Genomic DNA, 16,552 nt, shown 5'->3' with positions numbered 1-16,552 from the left:
GGCGGGGGGCCGCCGGACGCTGCGGAACCGGCGCTTCCATGCCGCCGCTCTTTTTCTCGGCCGTCAGCGCCACGACCGCGCCGGCGACACCTGGGATGGCTTTCACCACACGCTCGGCAGCCGCGCGCAGCGGTTCCATTTCCTGGGCGCGGGCCGCCGGCACGGTGATCGAGAAGAACACCTTGGCATCGGCGATGAAGATTTCCGACACCATGCCGAGATCGACGATGTTGCCGGAGAAATCCGGCCCGCTGATCGTCTTCAGGCGTTCAATGACGGCTTCCTTGGTGACGGACATGCTGCTGCTTCTTCTGTCTGTTGCTTGGGCCTGAGATAGTGCACTTCCCGCACTCGGGCAATTCCAGCCAAAACCGCGCAGCGGGTTTGCGTCCAGAATTGCGCAAAGTGGAGACATGAATAGTTTCGCGAAACGCGGAAACGCTCGAGACCAACAGATAAATCCGCCTGTTCTGTCGGAATAGGGCCAGTTCATCCGTCCTCAGGAAGCACACAATCTGTTCGCCACCGGCTTCTCCTCCGACGGGGCCTTCGGCGGACCAACCACAGCAAGGGAGATTGCAGATGCTTTCCAACAACAATGCAGCCGCCAACATCGCCGTCCGCGATGTCAAAGCCGCACGCGCCTTCTATCAAGGCATATTGGGGCTGGAAGAGGTCTCGCACATGGACGACGACGTCCTTGTCTTGAAAAGCGGCGAATCGGTGATTGTCGTCTATCGCTCGGAGTTTGCGGGCACCAACAAGGCGACCTCCGTCACGTGGTCCGTCGGCCAGGAGATCGACAGCATCGTCAAGGACCTGAGGTCGAAAGGCGTACCGTTCGAGCATTACGACATGCCGGGCACCACGCTAGACGGCGATATCCATGTCGGCCACGGCATGAAGGTTGCCTGGTTCAAGGATCCGGACGGCAATATCCTGAATGTGATCGATCAATAGTTCAAACGCGCCAGCCGGCGCGCAGCAATGCTGCCGGCTGGCGCCCTGCAGCGTTACAGGCGTTTCCCGTCCTCACATGGTTTCGAACCGGCAGAAAACACTCGGTCCATTGGCGATATCTGTCAGCTGACATGCGGCTGCCGCGTCGACATCACGCGGCGCAGGATGCATCATTCAGACTGGAAGAGGCCGCAGATTTCAGATCTCCAGGAGCCGATCATGAACATCACCGAGCTTGCCAACGACTTCACGCATTTGCTGAAGCAAAACGACCACAAGGGAGCCGCCGAAAAGTACAATGCCGACACCATTGTGAGCTACGAAGCCATGGAAGGTCCAATGGCCGTCTGTGAGGGTAGAGAGGCTGTCAAACAGAAGAGCGACTGGTGGACGGAAAACCACGAAGTCCACAGCGGTTCCGTCGAAGGCCCCTATATCAATGGCGACCAGTTCGCCCTGCGTTTCACGATGGACGTCACGCCAAAGTCCACCGGCGAGCGCGTCAAAATGGATGAGGTCGGCGTCTACACGGTCAAGGACGGCAAGATCGTCGAGGAGCGCTTCTACTACTGACGTCCTGCCCTAAAGAAACGGTCTTCGGGCTGCTGGCGCGGCGGCGTTTTGCCAGTATGCTTCCGCCGCATGATCGACAAGCTTGAATTTTTCATTGCCCTGGCCCGCGAGGAACATTTCGGGCGCGCAGCCGAGATGTGCGGGGTGACGCAGCCGACCCTGTCGGCCGGCATCAAGCAATTGGAAGACCAGCTCGGCGTCATGCTGGTGAAGCGCGGGTCGCGTTTCCAGGGCCTGACGCCGGAGGGTGTGCAGGTGCTGACCTGGGCCCGACGCATCGTCAGCGATACGCGTTCGATGAAGGAGGAGATGCGCGCGGCCAAGCACGGCCTTTCCGGCCGCATCCGCATTGCCGCCATTCCGACCGCGCTTGCCATGGTGGCAAGGCTGACCACACCCTTCCGCGAAAAGCATCCCGGCGTCACCTTCTCGGTGCTGTCGCGCACCTCGATCGAGGTGTTGTCGCTGCTCGGCAATCTCGATATCGACGCCGGCATCACCTATCTCGACAACGAACCGCTGGGGCGCGTGACCAGCGTGCCGCTCTATGACGAACGCTATCAGCTCATCACGGCGGCAGGAACCGAATATTCCGATCGCGATCAGGTGACCTGGGAGGAAGTATCGAGCCTGCCGCTCTGCCTGCTCACGCCCGACATGCAGAACCGCCGCATCATCGACCAGCACCTGGCGGAAGCCGGCGTGCAGGTGCGCCCCACCTTGGAGAGCAACTCCATGATCGTGCTGTTCTCGCATATCCGTACCGGCAAGTGGTCATCGATCATGCCACTCAACCTGGCGGAAACATTCGGTTTTTCCGAACCGATCCGGGCCATCCCCATTGTCGAGCCGGATGCGCGCCATGCGGTCGGACTGGTCACGGCGCCGCGCGATCCGCAGACGCCGCTGGTGCAGGCGCTGCTTGACGAGGCGACGGCGCTGGCAGGCAATCTGCGCCGCGAGGCTGCCGCTAAGGTCGGCTCGACCCGCAATCGATAGAAAATTTTTATCATCTGACGAAACAGCTTTATTGATTCCAGGGGTTTGGATAGCTTTTAATAGGCCAATGGCGCCCAAAGGGCGCGGTGTCAGGGAGGGCGCTGCATGTCGTTGCAGCCTGCAAGTACCGAGATAGCGGCACGCACCGCCGCGGTGATCAGCGAAATGAAGGACCTCGAAGGTCCGTTGCTGCCGATCCTGCACGGCGTTCAGGAAGAGTTCGGCTATGTACCGCAGGAATCGCTGCTGGTGATCGCCGATGCACTCAACCTCTCCCGCGCCGAGGTTCACGGCGTCGCCACCTTCTATCACGACTACCGCAAGCAGCCCGCCGGACGCCATGTGCTGAAGCTCTGCCAGGCCGAGGCCTGTCAGTCGATGGGCTCGGATGCGGTCGCCGCCAAGGTCAAGCAGGCGCTTGGAATAGGCTTCCACGAGACGGCCAGGGACAATTCTGTTACACTGGAGCCGGTCTATTGCCTCGGACTGTGCGCCTGTGCGCCGTCGGCAATGCTGGACGGCCAGGTAATCGGCAGGCTGGACGACGAGGCGATCGACGAGATCGTCGCGGAGGTACGCCGATGAGCGCGATCATCTACATCCCGGGCGACTCGGGCGCCCTGGCGCTCGGCGCCGAAAAGGTTGCCAAGGCAACGGCCCAGGAACTGGCGGAACGCGGCATCGCCGCGAAGATCGTGCGCAACGGCTCGCGCGGCGCTTATTTCCTGGAGCCGATGGTCGAGGTGGAAACGGCAGAAGGCCGTCGCGCCTACGGGCCGGTAAAGGCTGGTGATGTGAAAGGCCTGTTCGATGCAGGCTTCCTCACCGGTGGCCAGCACAGGCTGGCGCTGGGCGATCCGGAAGAGATCCCCTTCTTCGCCAAGCAGACGCGGCTGACCTTCGCCCGCTGCGGCATCACCGACCCCGTATCGCTGGAAGATTATGAGGCACATGGCGGTCTCGACGGCTTGCGCAAGGCCGTGGCGATGGCACCGCTCGACATCGTCAGCCAAGTGACCGAATCCGGCCTGCGCGGACGCGGCGGCGCCGGCTTCCCGACCGGCATCAAGTGGAAGACGGTGCTGGACACGGCAGCCGACCGCAAATACATCGTCTGCAACGCCGACGAAGGCGACAGCGCCACTTTCGCTGACCGCATGATCATGGAAGGCGATCCGTTCGTGCTGATCGAAGGCATGACCATCGCCGGCATCGCCACGGGCGCTACCAAGGGTTTCGTCTATATCCGCTCGGAATATCCGCACGCGGTGGCGACGATGAACAAGGCCGTCGAGGTCGCCCGCAAGGCCGGCGTGCTCGGCGCCACCGTGCTCGGCTCGCCAAATGCCTTCGACATCGAGATCCGTGTCGGCGCCGGCGCCTATGTCTGCGGCGAGGAAACCTCCCTGCTGAATTCGCTGGAAGGCAAGCGCGGCGTGGTGCGTGCCAAGCCGCCGCTGCCGGCGATCCAGGGCCTGTTCGGCAAGCCGACGGTGATCAACAACGTCATCTCGCTGGCTTCCGTGCCGGTCATCATGGACAAGGGCGCGGCTTTCTACAAAGATTTCGGCATGGGCCGCTCGCGCGGCACGATCCCGATCCAGATCGCCGGCAACGTCAAGCATGGCGGCCTGTTCGAGATTGCCTTCGGCCTGACCTTGGGCGAGATCGTCGACGAGATCGGCGGCGGCACCCGCTCGGGCCGGCCGGTCAAGGCCGTGCAGGTGGGCGGGCCGCTCGGTGCCTATTTCCCGCGCGAACTGTTCGATACGCCGTTCGACTATGAAGAATTCGCCAAGCGCGACGGCCTTATCGGCCATGCGGGCATCACGGTGTTCGACGATACCGCCGACATGCTGAAGATGGCACGTTTCGCCATGGAATTCTGCGCCATCGAAAGCTGCGGCAAATGCACCCCCTGCCGCATCGGTTCGACGCGCGGCATGGAGGTCATCGACAGGCTCGCCGCCGGCATCGAACCGGAAAAGAGCCTCGCGCTGGTGACCGACCTCTGCAACACCATGAAATTTGGATCGCTATGCGCGCTGGGTGGCTTCACGCCCTATCCCGTCATGAGCGCGATCACCCATTTCCCCGAAGATTTCAAGCCGACGCCGGCGCGCGTGGCTGCGGAATAGGAGCTGGCAGATGAACATCAAGGCCGACTTCCCGACGCTCATCGAAGAGATCGACTATGGAACGCCCGAGTCGAAGGCAGAAAAGCAGGTCACGCTGACCGTCGACGGTCGCAGCATCACCGTGCCGGAAGGCACGTCGATCATGCGCGCGGCGATGGAAGGCGGCGTCGAGATCCCGAAGCTCTGCGCCACCGACATGCTGGATTCCTTCGGCTCCTGCCGAATCTGCCTTGTCGAGATCGAAGGCCGCAACGGCACTCCGGCCTCCTGCACGACCCCGGTCGGCGAAGGCATGGTCGTGCACACGCAGACCGACCGGCTCGACGCCATCCGCCGCGGTGTCATGGAGCTCTATGTTTCCGACCATCCTGCCGGCTGGAACGAACAGGCCGGTACCGGCGCCAGCGAGTTCGACGCGGTGGCCAAATCGGTCGGCCTGACCGAGAACCGCTACGGTGTCGAAGGCCGTAACCACGTTCATGAGAACGGCGTTGCTCCCGGCCACGGTTCACTGGCGGTCGACTACATCGCCCGCGACGATTCAAACCCCTATTTCAGCTATGATCCGGCGCAGTGCATCGTCTGCTCGCGCTGCGTGCGCGCCTGCGAGGAAGTGCAAGGCACCTTCGCCTTGACCATCGAGGGTCGCGGCTTCGAATCGCGCATGGTCGCCGGCATGCACGAGGACTTCATCGCCTCCGAATGCGTCTCCTGCGGCGCCTGCGTGCAGGCCTGCCCGACAGACGCGCTGCGCGAAAAGACGGTGCTGGAAAAAGGCATGCCGGAGCGCTCGGCTGTCACCACCTGCGCCTATTGCGGCGTCGGCTGCTCGTTCAAGGCCGAAGTGAAGGATGACGAAGTCGTCCGCATGATGCCTTACAAGGACGGCAAGGCAAACCACGGCCATTCCTGCGTGAAGGGCCGCTTCGCCTATGGCTACGCCACGCACAAGGATCGCATCCTGTCGCCGATGATCCGCGAAAAGATCACCGATCCGTGGCGGGAAGTGAGCTGGGAAGAGGCGATCGCCCACACAGCCAAGGAATTCCGCCGCATCCAGTATCAGTATGGACGCGGCGCCGTCGGCGGCATCACCTCTTCGCGCTGCACGAATGAAGAGACCTATCTCGTCCAGAAGCTGGTGCGCCAGGGCTTCCTCAACAACAATGTCGACACCTGCGCCCGCGTCTGCCACTCACCGACCGGCTATGGGCTCGGCCAGACCTATGGCACCTCTGCCGGCACGCAGGATTTCGATTCCGTAGAATTCACCGATGTCGCCCTTATCATCGGCGCCAATCCCGCTTCCGCCCACCCGGTCTTCGCTTCGCGGCTGAAGAAGCGGTTGCGTCAGGGCGCCAAGCTGATCGTGATCGATCCGCGCCGCACCGAGATGGTGAAGTCGCCGCATATTGAGGCCGCCTATCACCTGCCGCTGAAGCCCGGCACCAACGTTGCCGTGCTGACGTCGCTTGCGCATGTGATCGTTACCGAGGGTCTGTTCGACGAGGCCTTCATCCGCGAGCGCTGCGACTGGGCGGAATTCCAGGACTGGGCGTCTTTCGTCGCCCTGCCCGAGAACAGCCCCGAAGCCGTCAGCAAGCTGACCGGCGTCGACCCGGAGCTGGTTCGCGGCGCGGCCCGTCTCTACGCCAAGGGCGGCAACGGCGCGATCTACTACGGCCTCGGCGTCACCGAGCACAGCCAGGGCTCGACCACGGTGATGGCGATCGCCAACCTTGCCATGGCCACCGGCAATATCGGCCGTCCAGGCGTCGGCGTGAATCCGTTGCGCGGCCAGAACAACGTGCAGGGCTCATGCGACATGGGCTCCTTCCCGCACGAGCTTCCCGGCTATCGCCACATCTCCGGCGAGGCCGTGCGCGACATCTATGAAAGCTTGTGGGGCGTGAAGCTGGACGATGAGCCTGGCCTGCGCATTCCCAACATGCTGGATGCTGCCGTCGACGGCTCGTTCAAGGGCATCTACATCCAGGGCGAAGACATCCTGCAGTCCGACCCCGACACCAAGCACGTAGCCGCCGGCCTTGCCGCGATGGAATGCGTGGTCGTGCACGATCTCTTCCTGAACGAGACCGCCAACTACGCCCACGTCTTCCTGCCGGGATCGACCTTCCTGGAGAAGGACGGCACCTTCACCAACGCGGAACGCCGCATCAACATGGTGCGCAAGGTACTCGAGCCGAAGGCGCGTTACGCCGACTGGGAAGCGACGCAGGAGCTTGCCCGGGCCATCGGGCTGGACTGGAACTATACGCATCCCTCGCAGATCATGGACGAGATCGCCAAGACGACGCCGAGCTTTGCCGGCGTCTCCTTCGAACTGCTCGACCGCGTCGGTTCCGTACAGTGGCCCTGCAACGAAAAGGCGCCGCTCGGCACACCCATCATGCATGTCGACGGTTTCGTGCGCGGCAAGGGCAAGTTCATCCGTACCGAATATGTGGCGACGGACGAGCGCACCGGACCACGTTATCCGCTGCTTCTGACCACCGGCCGCATCCTCTCGCAATACAATGTCGGCGCGCAGACCCGGCGCACCGAGAATTCCATGTGGCATTCGGAGGACCGGCTGGAAATCCACCCTCACGACGCCGAGAACCGCGGCATCCGCGACGGCGACTGGGTGCGGCTGGCAAGCCGTTCGGGCGAGACGACGCTGCGTGCGCTGATCACCGATCGTGTCTCGCCGGGCGTGGTCTATACGACCTTCCACCATCCGGACACGCAGGCCAACGTGATCACCACCGACTTCTCGGACTGGGCAACGAACTGTCCGGAATACAAGGTCACTGCCGTGCAGGTGGCGCCGTCCAACGGCCCGACCGAATGGCAGAAGGACTACAATGAGCAGGCCCGCCAGAGCCGGCGCATCAAGGGTCACCTCGAAGCTGCGGAGTGAGAACAGCGCCGACATGATTCGTCCGGCCACCACGTCGACAACCCGCATTGCCCGCCGTGCCGGCGGAACCAATGCGGCTGCGCGCATGGTGCCGGAGGAAACGCCGGTGGCACTTTCATACGCCGGCACCACGCATGCGGTGATGATGGCCTCGCCGGCCGATTTCGAGGATTTTGCACTCGGCTTCTCACTCACCGAAGGCATCATCGGTTCACCCGAGGAGATCGAATCCTTCGAAGTGCAAGATGTCGAAGCCGGCATCGACATCCAGATCCGGCTGAAGGACAAGGCGAACACGCGGTTCGAAGCACGGCGCCGGCGGCTGGCAGGCCCGGTCGGTTGCGGACTGTGTGGCATCGAATCGATCGAGGAAGCGATGCGCTCGGTCGAAGCGGTCGACCGCTCCAAACTCACGCTGAGCGCCGAAGACATCACCGGTGCCGTAAGGGCGCTTTCGAAACAGCAGCCGCTGCATGCCGAGACGGGCGCCGTGCATGCCGCCGGCTTCTACCTGCCGGGCACAGGCATTGTCGCCGCGAGAGAAGACGTCGGCCGACACAATGCGCTGGATAAATTGGCGGGTGCATTGGCCAAGGCCGGCATCGATGGTGCTACCGGCGCGGTTGTCGTTACCTCGCGTGTCTCGGTCGAGATGGTGCAGAAGACGGCCGCGATCGGCGCGCCCTTCATCATCGCGGTTTCAGCACCGACCGCACTCGCCATCCGCACTGCCGAAGCAGCCGGCATGACACTGGTGGCGCTGGTGCGTGGCGACGAGTTCGACATCTTCACTCGCCCCGAGCGGGTCAGCAGCGGAGCTTCCAAACATGTTGCATGATGAGGATCATGTCACCTCCACCAGCGAGAAGCTGGTGCGCATGGCCAACCAGATCGCAACCTTCTTCCATTCCAAGCCGCGCGAGGAAGGCTTGACCGGTGTGGCCGAGCACATCAACAAGTTCTGGGAGCCGCGCATGCGCCGGCAGTTTTTCGAAATGCTGGACAGCGGATCATCGGAATTTGACGAACTGGTTGTCGCCGCCTCGGCCAAGATCAGACGTCCGCTCACGCCGGAGCAGGCCGACAAGAACCTTGGCTATACCAGACCGACGGAGGCGGAAGGCGCCGCTCCGCCGAAGTAAGTAGCGGCGCTTTCCTCTCTTCACCTATTTTCAGTATATAAAAATAGTCTGCCGCATCGGGCTGGATCCTGTTATGGTCGACGATCGATATCGTCTGGCCGAGCGGGCAATGCATGAGGCCGATCGAGACGAGATATGCACGAAGCGGGGATGTGCGGATCGCCTATCAGGTGGCCGGTCAAGGCGCGCTCGACCTCGTCTTCGTGCCGGGCTTCATCTCAAATCTCGACCTGCAATGGGAAGACGAGGGTTACAGCCGCCTGCTGAAGCGGCTCTCCACCTTCTCGCGACTGATCCTGTTCGACAAGCGCGGCACGGGGCTTTCCGACCGCATCGACAGCCGTCACCTGCCCAGCGTTGAGACCCGCATGGACGACGTGCGCGCCGTGATGGACGCGGTGGGCAGCGGCCGCGCTGCACTGCTCGGCGCCTCTGAAGGCGCGCCGATCGCGATGCTGTTCGCCGCCACCTATCCGGAGCGAACGCGAGCACTGGTTCTCTATGGGGGCTACGCGCATTTCCACAAATGGGTGATGCCGCCGGAGCGTCTGGAGGCCTTCATCGAAACGGCAGAGACCGCATGGGGCACCGGCGCCACCTTGCCCGGTTTCGCGCCAGGCCGGATGGAGGATGCGCATTTTATCCAATGGTGGGCGCGGTTCGAAAGGCTGTCGGCCAGCCCGACCGCCGCGTCGTCTCTCGCCCGCCTGGATGCCGGGATCGACATGCGCGGCATCCTTTCGACGATCCGCGTACCGACGCTGCTCATCCATCGCCGTAGCGATGTCCGTGTAGACCCGGAGGCCAGCCGCTTCCTCGCCAGGAATATCCGAGGTGCCCGGCTTGTCGAGATCCCCGGTCGCGATCATCCGGTCTGGACCGGAGACGTCGACCGGGTGGCCGACATCATGGAGGAATTCCTGACGGGCCAGCCGGCAGTGGCCGATACCGAGCGCGTGCTCGCCGCACTGCTGGCGACGCGCATCTACGACACGGCCAAGCTCGGTGACCGCATGTGGAGTGAACGGCGCCAGCGCTTCCACGAGACGTGGCGGCTGCTGGTCGGCCGCCACGGAGGACGCGTCGGCGGCCCGCATGGCGAGCTGATGATTGCGCGCTTCGACGGACCGGCACGCGCCATACGCTGCGCGGCGGCGTTGCGGGAGGTGGCGCAGCAGATCGGGGTGGCGAGTGCGCAAGGCATTCACGTCGGAGAGATCGAATTGCGCGGCCAGCCCGTCGGGCTTACGGCCCGGGTGACAATGCAACTGGCTATCCATGCCGGGCGGGGCGACATCATCGCCTCGAGGCTGGTCGCCGATCTCGCGGTGGGTTCCGGCCTGCACTTCGTCGACGCAGGCCGAATCACCCTGGACGAATTGGGCGAACCGCTGCCGGTGGTGCAGGCGACCTCGGAACAGCATCTGGAGCCGGCTTGCCGCTCCAAAGCCAGGCCCGCGGAGCCGGCGGCACTGACGGCACGGGAAAGCGAGGTGGTGAGCCTGATCGCCGACGGCAAGAGCAACGCGGCAATCGCCGCAGCACTGAAGCTGAGCGAACATACGGTGAAGCGGCACGTCGCCAACATATTGCTCAAGCTCGACCTGCCATCACGGGCGGCAGCGGCGGCCTTTTCGGCCAGGCATGCTGGCCCGGAAGGGCCATGAGAGCCATGGCGCTTTCGAGCGAAGCGCTCGAAGTGTCTTGAGGGCTACGATTTGCTCCATGCAGGCCAGGGCGATGTCGCCGTAACGGCACTGCGAATGGAGGATGAAATGCTGAGACTGACTGGCAAGACCGGACTACTCGCATTGGCAACAGTTGCATTGCTGGCCGTTTCGCCGGCGCGGGCCGAAGATGCTTCGGCGACCGCAGCCTATAAGGACATCCAGGCCACGCTCGGCTCGGTGCCCGACATGTTCAGGACATTGCCGGACGTGGCCGTGGCCGGCGCATGGGCTGAGATCAAAGGGGTCCAGCTCAATCCAAACACGGCTCTCAACGGCAAAACCAAGGAACTGATGGGACTCGCGGTGGCCGCACAGATCCCATGCCAATACTGCATCTATTTCCACACGCTGGCAGCCAAGGCCAATGGCGCGAGCGACGAGGAGATTAAGGAAGCCGTGGCGATGGCAGCGATCGTGCGCCACTGGTCCACGATGCTCAACGGCAGCCAGGTCGATTTCGCGACCTTCAAGAAGCAGACCGACGAACTTCTCGCTGCCGCCAAGGCGAAGTCGCAGTGACGACAAGCTGCCCGGCGATAGGCGCCGGGCGGCAACCGATCGAAATCGAACACTCGCTCAAACGGGTATGGAGATCAAAAATGCTGACCAAGACAAAAGCAGTGGATGGCGCTTCGATCAAGCAGGCGATCGAGGGGCGCGACGGCAAGCTGTTGTCGAGTTTCTACGCCGACGATGCACTGGTGCGGGTGATCGACCGCAACAATCCGCCGAGCAAGCCGCGTGAGATCCGCGGCCGCGCAGCGATCAGCACCTTCTGGGACGATATCTGCAGCCGGGCCATGACGCATAAGGTCGACACCACCATCGCCGAGGGCGACAACCTCGCCTTCACCCAGGCTTGTGCCTATCCAGACGGCACGAAGGTGTTCTGTGCGGCGACACTCGAGCTGAAGAACGGCCTCATCGCACGGCAGACGGTCGTGCAGGCCTGGGACGAGTAGACCGATGGCAAGGCCCACCCCAGTCAAACCGGGATGGGGCTTTGGTTCAGCGCCCGAACTCGACCTTACCGAGCATCCGCTCTTTCGGGATTAGGGCAAAAATCAGGGAGGAGACCCAACATGTTCAGCGCCAGATGGCAGATCGACGCCAAATTCGGGCACAAGCAGACCGTGCTCGAGATGATGCAGCAATGGGAACGCGAGATCGGGTCGCAGGCCAGCATCGAAGACCTCAAATTCCAGATCATGACCGGATCGATCGGCGCGCGTGAGGCGACGATCGAGACGCACCACCAGGTCGAGAGCCTGGCCAGACTGGAGGAATTCTTCGCCAAGATCAGCAAGATCGACGCCCATGCCAAATGGGGCAAGAGCTTGGAGCCCTTCGTCGTGTCGGGCTCCAGCCTTTGGCAGATCTTCCGCGTGGTGGAGTAGTGCACCTCTTCCTTCTCCCCGTTCACGGGAGAAGGCGGCCCGAAGGGGCCGGATGAGGGGCAGAACCAATCCTGGCGAGTTCGTGCAGCCCTTCATCTGACTGCCGGCATCTTCTCCCCGTGAACGGGAGAAGAACCCCAGAGCGTTTCCGTTTTTTCACGGAAACGCTCTAACTTTTTGTTTTACGCAATTCCGGACGGAAAACCGTTACACACTTTTCCTGGAATTGCTCTACCCATGCGCCACCATGACGTGGCGCACGGCGGTGTAGTCTTCCAGCGCATAGACCGACATGTCCTTGCCGTAGCCGGACTGCTTGAGGCCGCCATGCGGCATCTCATTGGTCAGCATGAAGTGGGTGTTGATCCAGGTGCAGCCATATTGCAGGCGGGCGGCGGTGGCCATGGCGCGCGAGATGTCCTTGGTCCACACGGAAGAGGCAAGGCCGTAATCGCTGTCATTGGCCCAGCCGACCGCCTCGTCGACATCCGAGAAGCGGGTGACGGAGACAACAGGCCCGAACACTTCGCGGCGCACGATCTCGTCGTCCTGCAGGGCGCCGGCGACGACGGTGGGCTGGAAGTAGAAGCCCGATCCTTCACCCGGCTTGCCGCCGGTGGTGATCTCAATGTGCTTCAGCTCAGAAGCGCGCTCGACGAAGGAAGCGACACGGTCGCGCTGGCGCCGCGAGATCAGCGGCCCGATCTCGTTCTCGGTGTCGTCGGCCTGATCGTATTTGATGGTCGATACCGCTGACGAGAGTTCGGAGACCAGCTTGTCGTAGATCTTCTTGCCGGCATAGATACGGCAAGCGGCGGTGCAGTCCTGACCAGCATTGTAGTAGCCGAAGGCGCGCAGGCCGGTGACGACGGCGTCGAGATCGGCATCGTCGAAAACGATGACCGGCGCCTTGCCGCCGAGTTCCAGATGGGTGCGCTTGACCGATTTGGCAGCCGCCTGCAGCACCTTCTTGCCGGTGGCGATGTCGCCGGTAATCGAGATCATGTTGATCTTGGGATGGTTGATGAGTGGACTGCCGACGCTTTCGCCGCGCCCAAGCACGACATTGACGACGCCCTCGGGCAGGATCTCAGCCAGGATGCGGGACAGCTTCAGCGCGGTGAGTGGCGTCTGTTCCGACGGCTTGAACACCACCGTGTTGCCGCCGGCGATCGCCGGGGCCAGTTTCCACGCCATCATCATCAGCGGATAGTTCCACGGCGCGATCGAGGCGACGATGCCGATCGGGTCGCGGCGGATCATCGAGGTGTGGCCAGGCAGATATTCACCCGCCACCTGGCCGGGCATGGAGCGCACCGCACCGGCGAAGAAACGATAGCAATCGACGATGGCGGGGATTTCATCGTTCAGCACGGCATTGATCGGCTTGCCGCAGTTCAACGCCTCCAGTGCAGCGAATTGCTGCGCTTCGGCCTCGATCCGGTCGGCGATCTTGAGCAGATAGCCGGCGCGCTGCGCCGGCGTGGTGCGCGACCACCCGGCAAAGGCCTTTTCGGCTGCCACGACCGCGCGTTCGATCTGCGCTTCGCTGGCCTCGGCCAAACTGAGAATGGTCGCGCCGGTGCGCGGGTTCAGCACGGCTTCCTCGGCCTCGGCGCCCTTTTCGAACGCAGCACCGATCAGCATCTCGGTATCCATGATGGTCACTCCCTTTTTTGGGAGCGAGTAGCGAATGGCGAGTAGCGAGTAGCGGGAACCGAATGCCCCCTATTCGCTATTCGCTACTCCCTACTCGCTCATTTTCATTTCCCCGACCCGGCGACCTGGTCGCCGTCGCGGGTGAGGTAATAGGCAAGCAGGATGGGCAGCAGCGTCACCAGCACCACGACCATGGCGACGACGTTGGTGACCGGACGCTGGCGCGGCCTGATCAGTTCCTCCAACATCCAGATCGGCAACGTCTGCTGCTGGCCGGCTGTGAAAGTAGTGACGATGACTTCGTCGAAGCTCAGCGCGAAGGCGAGCATGCCGCCGGCAAGCAACGCCGTGGCGATGTTGGGCAGCACCACATACCGGAAGGTCTGGAAGCCGTCGGCGCCGAGATCGTAGGACGCTTCGATCAGCGAGCCCGACGTTCTGCGGAAGCGGGCGACGGCGTTGTTATAGACCACCACCACGCAGAAGGTGGCGTGGCCAAGCACGATCGTCCAAAATGAGAACGGTATGTCGGTGAGCGAGAAGGCCGAGCGCAGCGCGATGCCGGTGATGATGCCGGGCAGCGCGATCGGCAATATGACCAGCAGCGATACAGTCTCCCGGCCGAAGAAACGCGAGCGCGAGACGGCCGCCGCGCACAGCGTGCCAAGGACTAGGGCAACCAGTGTCGATATCGCAGCCACCCTGACCGAAAGCGACAGCGCTTCCCAGACATCCGGCCGGTTCCAGGTGACGGCCAGCCATTGCGTGGTGAGACCGGGCGGCGGCCACTGGTAGCTCTTCTCTTCGGTGGTGAAGGCGTAGATGAAGATCAGCAGGATCGGCAGGTGCAGAAAGAGCAGGCCGCAGGTGGCGGCGATCTTCAGGCCGAGCGGGGCCGACTGGCTGCGGTCAGAGCGCATCGAAAGCCCCCATGCGCTTGGCGCCCCACAGATAGAACCCCATGATGACGATGGGCACCACCGCGAAGGCTGCGGCCAGCGGGATGTTGCCCGCGGTGCCTTGCTGCGAATAGACGGCCTGGCCGATGAAGAGGCGGGACGTCCCGATGATCTGCGGCACGATGTAGTCGCCCAATGTCAGTGAGAAGGTGAAGATCGAGCCGGCGACGATGCCGGGCAGCGCCAGCGGGAACAGAACATTGCGAAAGGTCTGGCCGGGCGAGGCGCCGAGATCCGACGACGCTTCCACCAGGTTTCCGGGTACGCGTTCCAATGCCGCCTGCATCGGCAGGATCATGAAGGGCAGCCAGACATAGACGAAGGCGATGAAGGTGCCAGTCGCAGACACCGACAGCGAGTTGCCGCCGACATAGGGAAGCGCCAGCCAGCCGTCGAGAAGCCACAGCAGATGCAGCTTGGCGAGCAGCCAGGTCAGGATACCCTCCTTGGCGAGGATCAGCTTCCAGGCGTAGACCTTGACCAGATAGCTGGACCACAAAGGCAGCATCACGGCCAGGTAAAACAGCGCTTTCCAGCGGCCCTGCGCGTAACGAGCGGCGTAATAGGCAATCGGGAACGCGATGACGATGGACGCTAGCGTCACCAGCGCGGCCATCACAACCGTACGCACGATGATGTCGAAATTCGCGGCCTGTAACAGTTCGGCATAGGTCTTGAGCGTGAACTCCCGGTTGATGAGGCCGGAGAACTCGTCGATCGAGAAGAAGCTCTGCAGCAGCAGCGCAAACAGCGAGCCGATATAGACGATGCCGAGCCAGAGCAGCGGCGGCAGTAGCATCAGCGCGAGCAGGAAACGCGGCCGGCGCCAGAACAGGTCGGACAGCGCGCCCAGCATGCCGCCACGGGCAGGCAGGATCGCCGAAACAGGAGCTTGGCGTGTGGCGGTGACGGAAGCGATGCTCATGGCGCTTCGTCCATCAGGTGGATGGCGTCGCGATTGAAGGTGAACGCGATGGCGTCGCCTTGCTCCGGCACCGTCGAGCCCGACGGCACGCTGGCATGCAGGCGCAACCCTTCCGTGTCGAGCGCCAGCCGGGTGGAGGCGCCGAGATAGCTGACACCGGAAACCCGCGCCTGAATGGCATCGCCGCCCGCGTCGCGGGTGATACGGATCGCCTCGGGGCGCAGGCTGCCCCAGCGGCGCTGGCCGGCATAACGCTGCACGAAGTCCGGCGGCAGAACGTTGGAAGAACCGACGAAATCGGCGACGAAGCGTGTCTTCGGCCGCTGGTAGATTTCCTGCGGCGAACCCACCTGCATGATCTTGCCTTCGTTGAAGACGGCGACACGGTCAGCCATGGACAGCGCCTCGCCCTGGTCGTGGGTGACGAAGACGAAGGTGATGCCGAGCGCCTTTTGCAGCGACTTCAGCTCTTCCTGCATGTTTTCGCGCAGCTTCAGGTCGAGGGCGCCGAGCGGTTCGTCGAGCAGCAGCACCTTGGGCTGGTTGACCAGCGCACGCGCCAATGCCACGCGCTGGCGCTGGCCGCCGGAAAGCTGACCTGGACGGCGTGCGCCGTATCCCGGCAACTGCACCAGCGCGAGCGCCTCTTCCGCCGCCTTCAGGCGTTCGGTCTTGCCGACACCCTTGACCATCAGGCCATAGGCGACGTTGTCGAGCACGTTGAGATGCGGAAACAGCGCGTAGTCCTGGAAAACGGTGTTCACATTGCGCCGGTAGGGTGGCACGCCTTCGGCGCGCTCGCCGAAGATCGAGATGGTGCCGGCCGTGGGTTGCTCGAAACCGGCGATCAGGCGCAGGCAGGTCGTTTTGCCCGAACCGGAGGGCCCAAGCATGGCGAAGAATTCGCCTGCCGCAATGTCGAGATCGAGCGCGTCGACGGCTTTTACAGCGCCGAAGTGACGGGCCACGTTCTGGAAGGAAACAGCTGGGGTCATCTCATTCGCGATCATCGTTGCAAACGATCATGCCTGTCCTGACTGGCCGCACGACGGCCGGGGGACAGACGCGGTCACCTCCCTTTCAAAGGAAGGCTGCGCCGAAGGGCGGGGGAATCTCAGCTTCGCGCAGCTCTCCACCCGCCCCACTG

General features: G+C 63.1%; 17 protein-coding genes. 12 read left to right on the top strand and 5 right to left on the bottom strand.

All coding sequences use genetic code 11. The annotated features are described in order from the left end of the window. On the bottom strand, positions 1–298 hold a 298-nt coding region (locus tag L4923_RS23215), incomplete at its 3' end, for an iron-sulfur cluster assembly protein (RefSeq protein WP_239369472.1). Between the two features lie 284 nt (positions 299–582). Here L4923_RS23215 and L4923_RS23210 point away from each other — a divergent pair. From L4923_RS23210 to L4923_RS23155, 12 genes are all read left to right on the top strand, one after another. Further along, a complete protein-coding gene (locus tag L4923_RS23210; RefSeq protein WP_239369471.1) occupies positions 583–960 on the top strand; it encodes a VOC family protein in 378 nt (125 codons plus the stop codon). A 219-nt stretch (positions 961–1,179) separates the two neighbouring features. Further along, positions 1,180–1,533 (top strand): nuclear transport factor 2 family protein, encoded by a 354-nt coding sequence (locus L4923_RS23205; protein ID WP_239369470.1) that lies wholly within the window; start codon positions 1,180–1,182, stop codon positions 1,531–1,533. Between the two features lie 69 nt (positions 1,534–1,602). Further along, positions 1,603–2,532, top strand: coding sequence for a LysR family transcriptional regulator (locus tag L4923_RS23200; RefSeq protein ID WP_239369469.1), 930 nt, complete (start codon positions 1,603–1,605; stop codon positions 2,530–2,532). A gap of 105 nt (positions 2,533–2,637) precedes the next feature. After that, entirely contained in the window at positions 2,638–3,117 is a 480-nt protein-coding gene (locus tag L4923_RS23195) for a formate dehydrogenase subunit gamma (RefSeq protein WP_239369468.1), read from the top strand. Beyond that, a complete protein-coding gene (locus tag L4923_RS23190; protein ID WP_239369467.1) occupies positions 3,114–4,670 on the top strand; it encodes a formate dehydrogenase beta subunit in 1,557 nt (518 codons plus the stop codon). The genes L4923_RS23195 and L4923_RS23190 overlap by 4 nt, the downstream gene beginning before the upstream one ends. A 10-nt stretch (positions 4,671–4,680) precedes the next feature. Next, on the top strand, positions 4,681–7,593 hold the full coding sequence (fdhF, locus tag L4923_RS23185; protein WP_239369466.1) for a formate dehydrogenase subunit alpha: 2,913 nt from the start codon (positions 4,681–4,683) through the stop codon (positions 7,591–7,593). A 13-nt stretch (positions 7,594–7,606) separates the two neighbouring features. Next, positions 7,607–8,431, top strand: a complete 825-nt coding sequence (gene fdhD / locus L4923_RS23180) for a formate dehydrogenase accessory sulfurtransferase FdhD (RefSeq protein WP_239369465.1) — start codon at positions 7,607–7,609, stop codon at positions 8,429–8,431. Beyond that, positions 8,421–8,735: a formate dehydrogenase subunit delta gene (locus tag L4923_RS23175; RefSeq protein WP_239369464.1), complete on the top strand. Its 315-nt coding sequence runs from the start codon at positions 8,421–8,423 to the stop codon at positions 8,733–8,735. Before fdhD ends, L4923_RS23175 begins: the two co-directional genes overlap by 11 nt. Positions 8,736–8,887: 152 nt before the next feature. Beyond that, positions 8,888–10,402, top strand: a complete 1,515-nt coding sequence (locus L4923_RS23170) for an alpha/beta fold hydrolase (protein ID WP_239369463.1) — start codon at positions 8,888–8,890, stop codon at positions 10,400–10,402. Between the two features lie 108 nt (positions 10,403–10,510). Further along, on the top strand, positions 10,511–10,984 hold the full coding sequence (locus L4923_RS23165) for a carboxymuconolactone decarboxylase family protein (RefSeq protein WP_239369462.1): 474 nt from the start codon (positions 10,511–10,513) through the stop codon (positions 10,982–10,984). Between the two features lie 80 nt (positions 10,985–11,064). After that, positions 11,065–11,427 carry a nuclear transport factor 2 family protein gene (locus tag L4923_RS23160; protein WP_239369461.1) on the top strand — a complete coding sequence of 121 codons (363 nt, stop codon included), beginning with the start codon at positions 11,065–11,067 and terminating at the stop codon, positions 11,425–11,427. 120 nt (positions 11,428–11,547) lie between these two features. After that, positions 11,548–11,862 carry a hypothetical protein gene (locus tag L4923_RS23155; protein WP_239369460.1) on the top strand — a complete coding sequence of 105 codons (315 nt, stop codon included), beginning with the start codon at positions 11,548–11,550 and terminating at the stop codon, positions 11,860–11,862. Between the two features lie 231 nt (positions 11,863–12,093). On the opposite strand, the gene L4923_RS23150 is transcribed toward L4923_RS23155, so the two are convergent. The 4 genes from L4923_RS23150 to L4923_RS23135 form a co-directional block, all read right to left on the bottom strand. Continuing rightward, positions 12,094–13,521: a gamma-aminobutyraldehyde dehydrogenase gene (locus tag L4923_RS23150; protein ID WP_239369459.1), complete on the bottom strand. Its 1,428-nt coding sequence runs from the start codon at positions 13,519–13,521 to the stop codon at positions 12,094–12,096. Between the two features lie 104 nt (positions 13,522–13,625). Continuing rightward, positions 13,626–14,441: an ABC transporter permease gene (locus L4923_RS23145; RefSeq protein WP_239369458.1), complete on the bottom strand. Its 816-nt coding sequence runs from the start codon at positions 14,439–14,441 to the stop codon at positions 13,626–13,628. Then, positions 14,431–15,405 carry an ABC transporter permease gene (locus L4923_RS23140; protein WP_239369457.1) on the bottom strand — a complete coding sequence of 325 codons (975 nt, stop codon included), beginning with the start codon at positions 15,403–15,405 and terminating at the stop codon, positions 14,431–14,433. The genes L4923_RS23145 and L4923_RS23140 overlap by 11 nt, the downstream gene beginning before the upstream one ends. Then, positions 15,402–16,400 (bottom strand): ABC transporter ATP-binding protein, encoded by a 999-nt coding sequence (locus L4923_RS23135; protein ID WP_239369456.1) that lies wholly within the window; start codon positions 16,398–16,400, stop codon positions 15,402–15,404. Before L4923_RS23135 ends, L4923_RS23140 begins: the two co-directional genes overlap by 4 nt. Positions 16,401–16,552: the final 152 nt, after the last annotated feature.

The sequence above is a fragment of the Terribium retamae genome (assembly GCF_022347545.1).
GTDB classification, from domain to species: Bacteria; Pseudomonadota; Alphaproteobacteria; order Rhizobiales; family Rhizobiaceae; genus Mesorhizobium; species Mesorhizobium retamae.
Note: the sequence above shows the minus strand (reverse complement) of the source record. Positions and strands in the feature narration are given on the sequence as shown.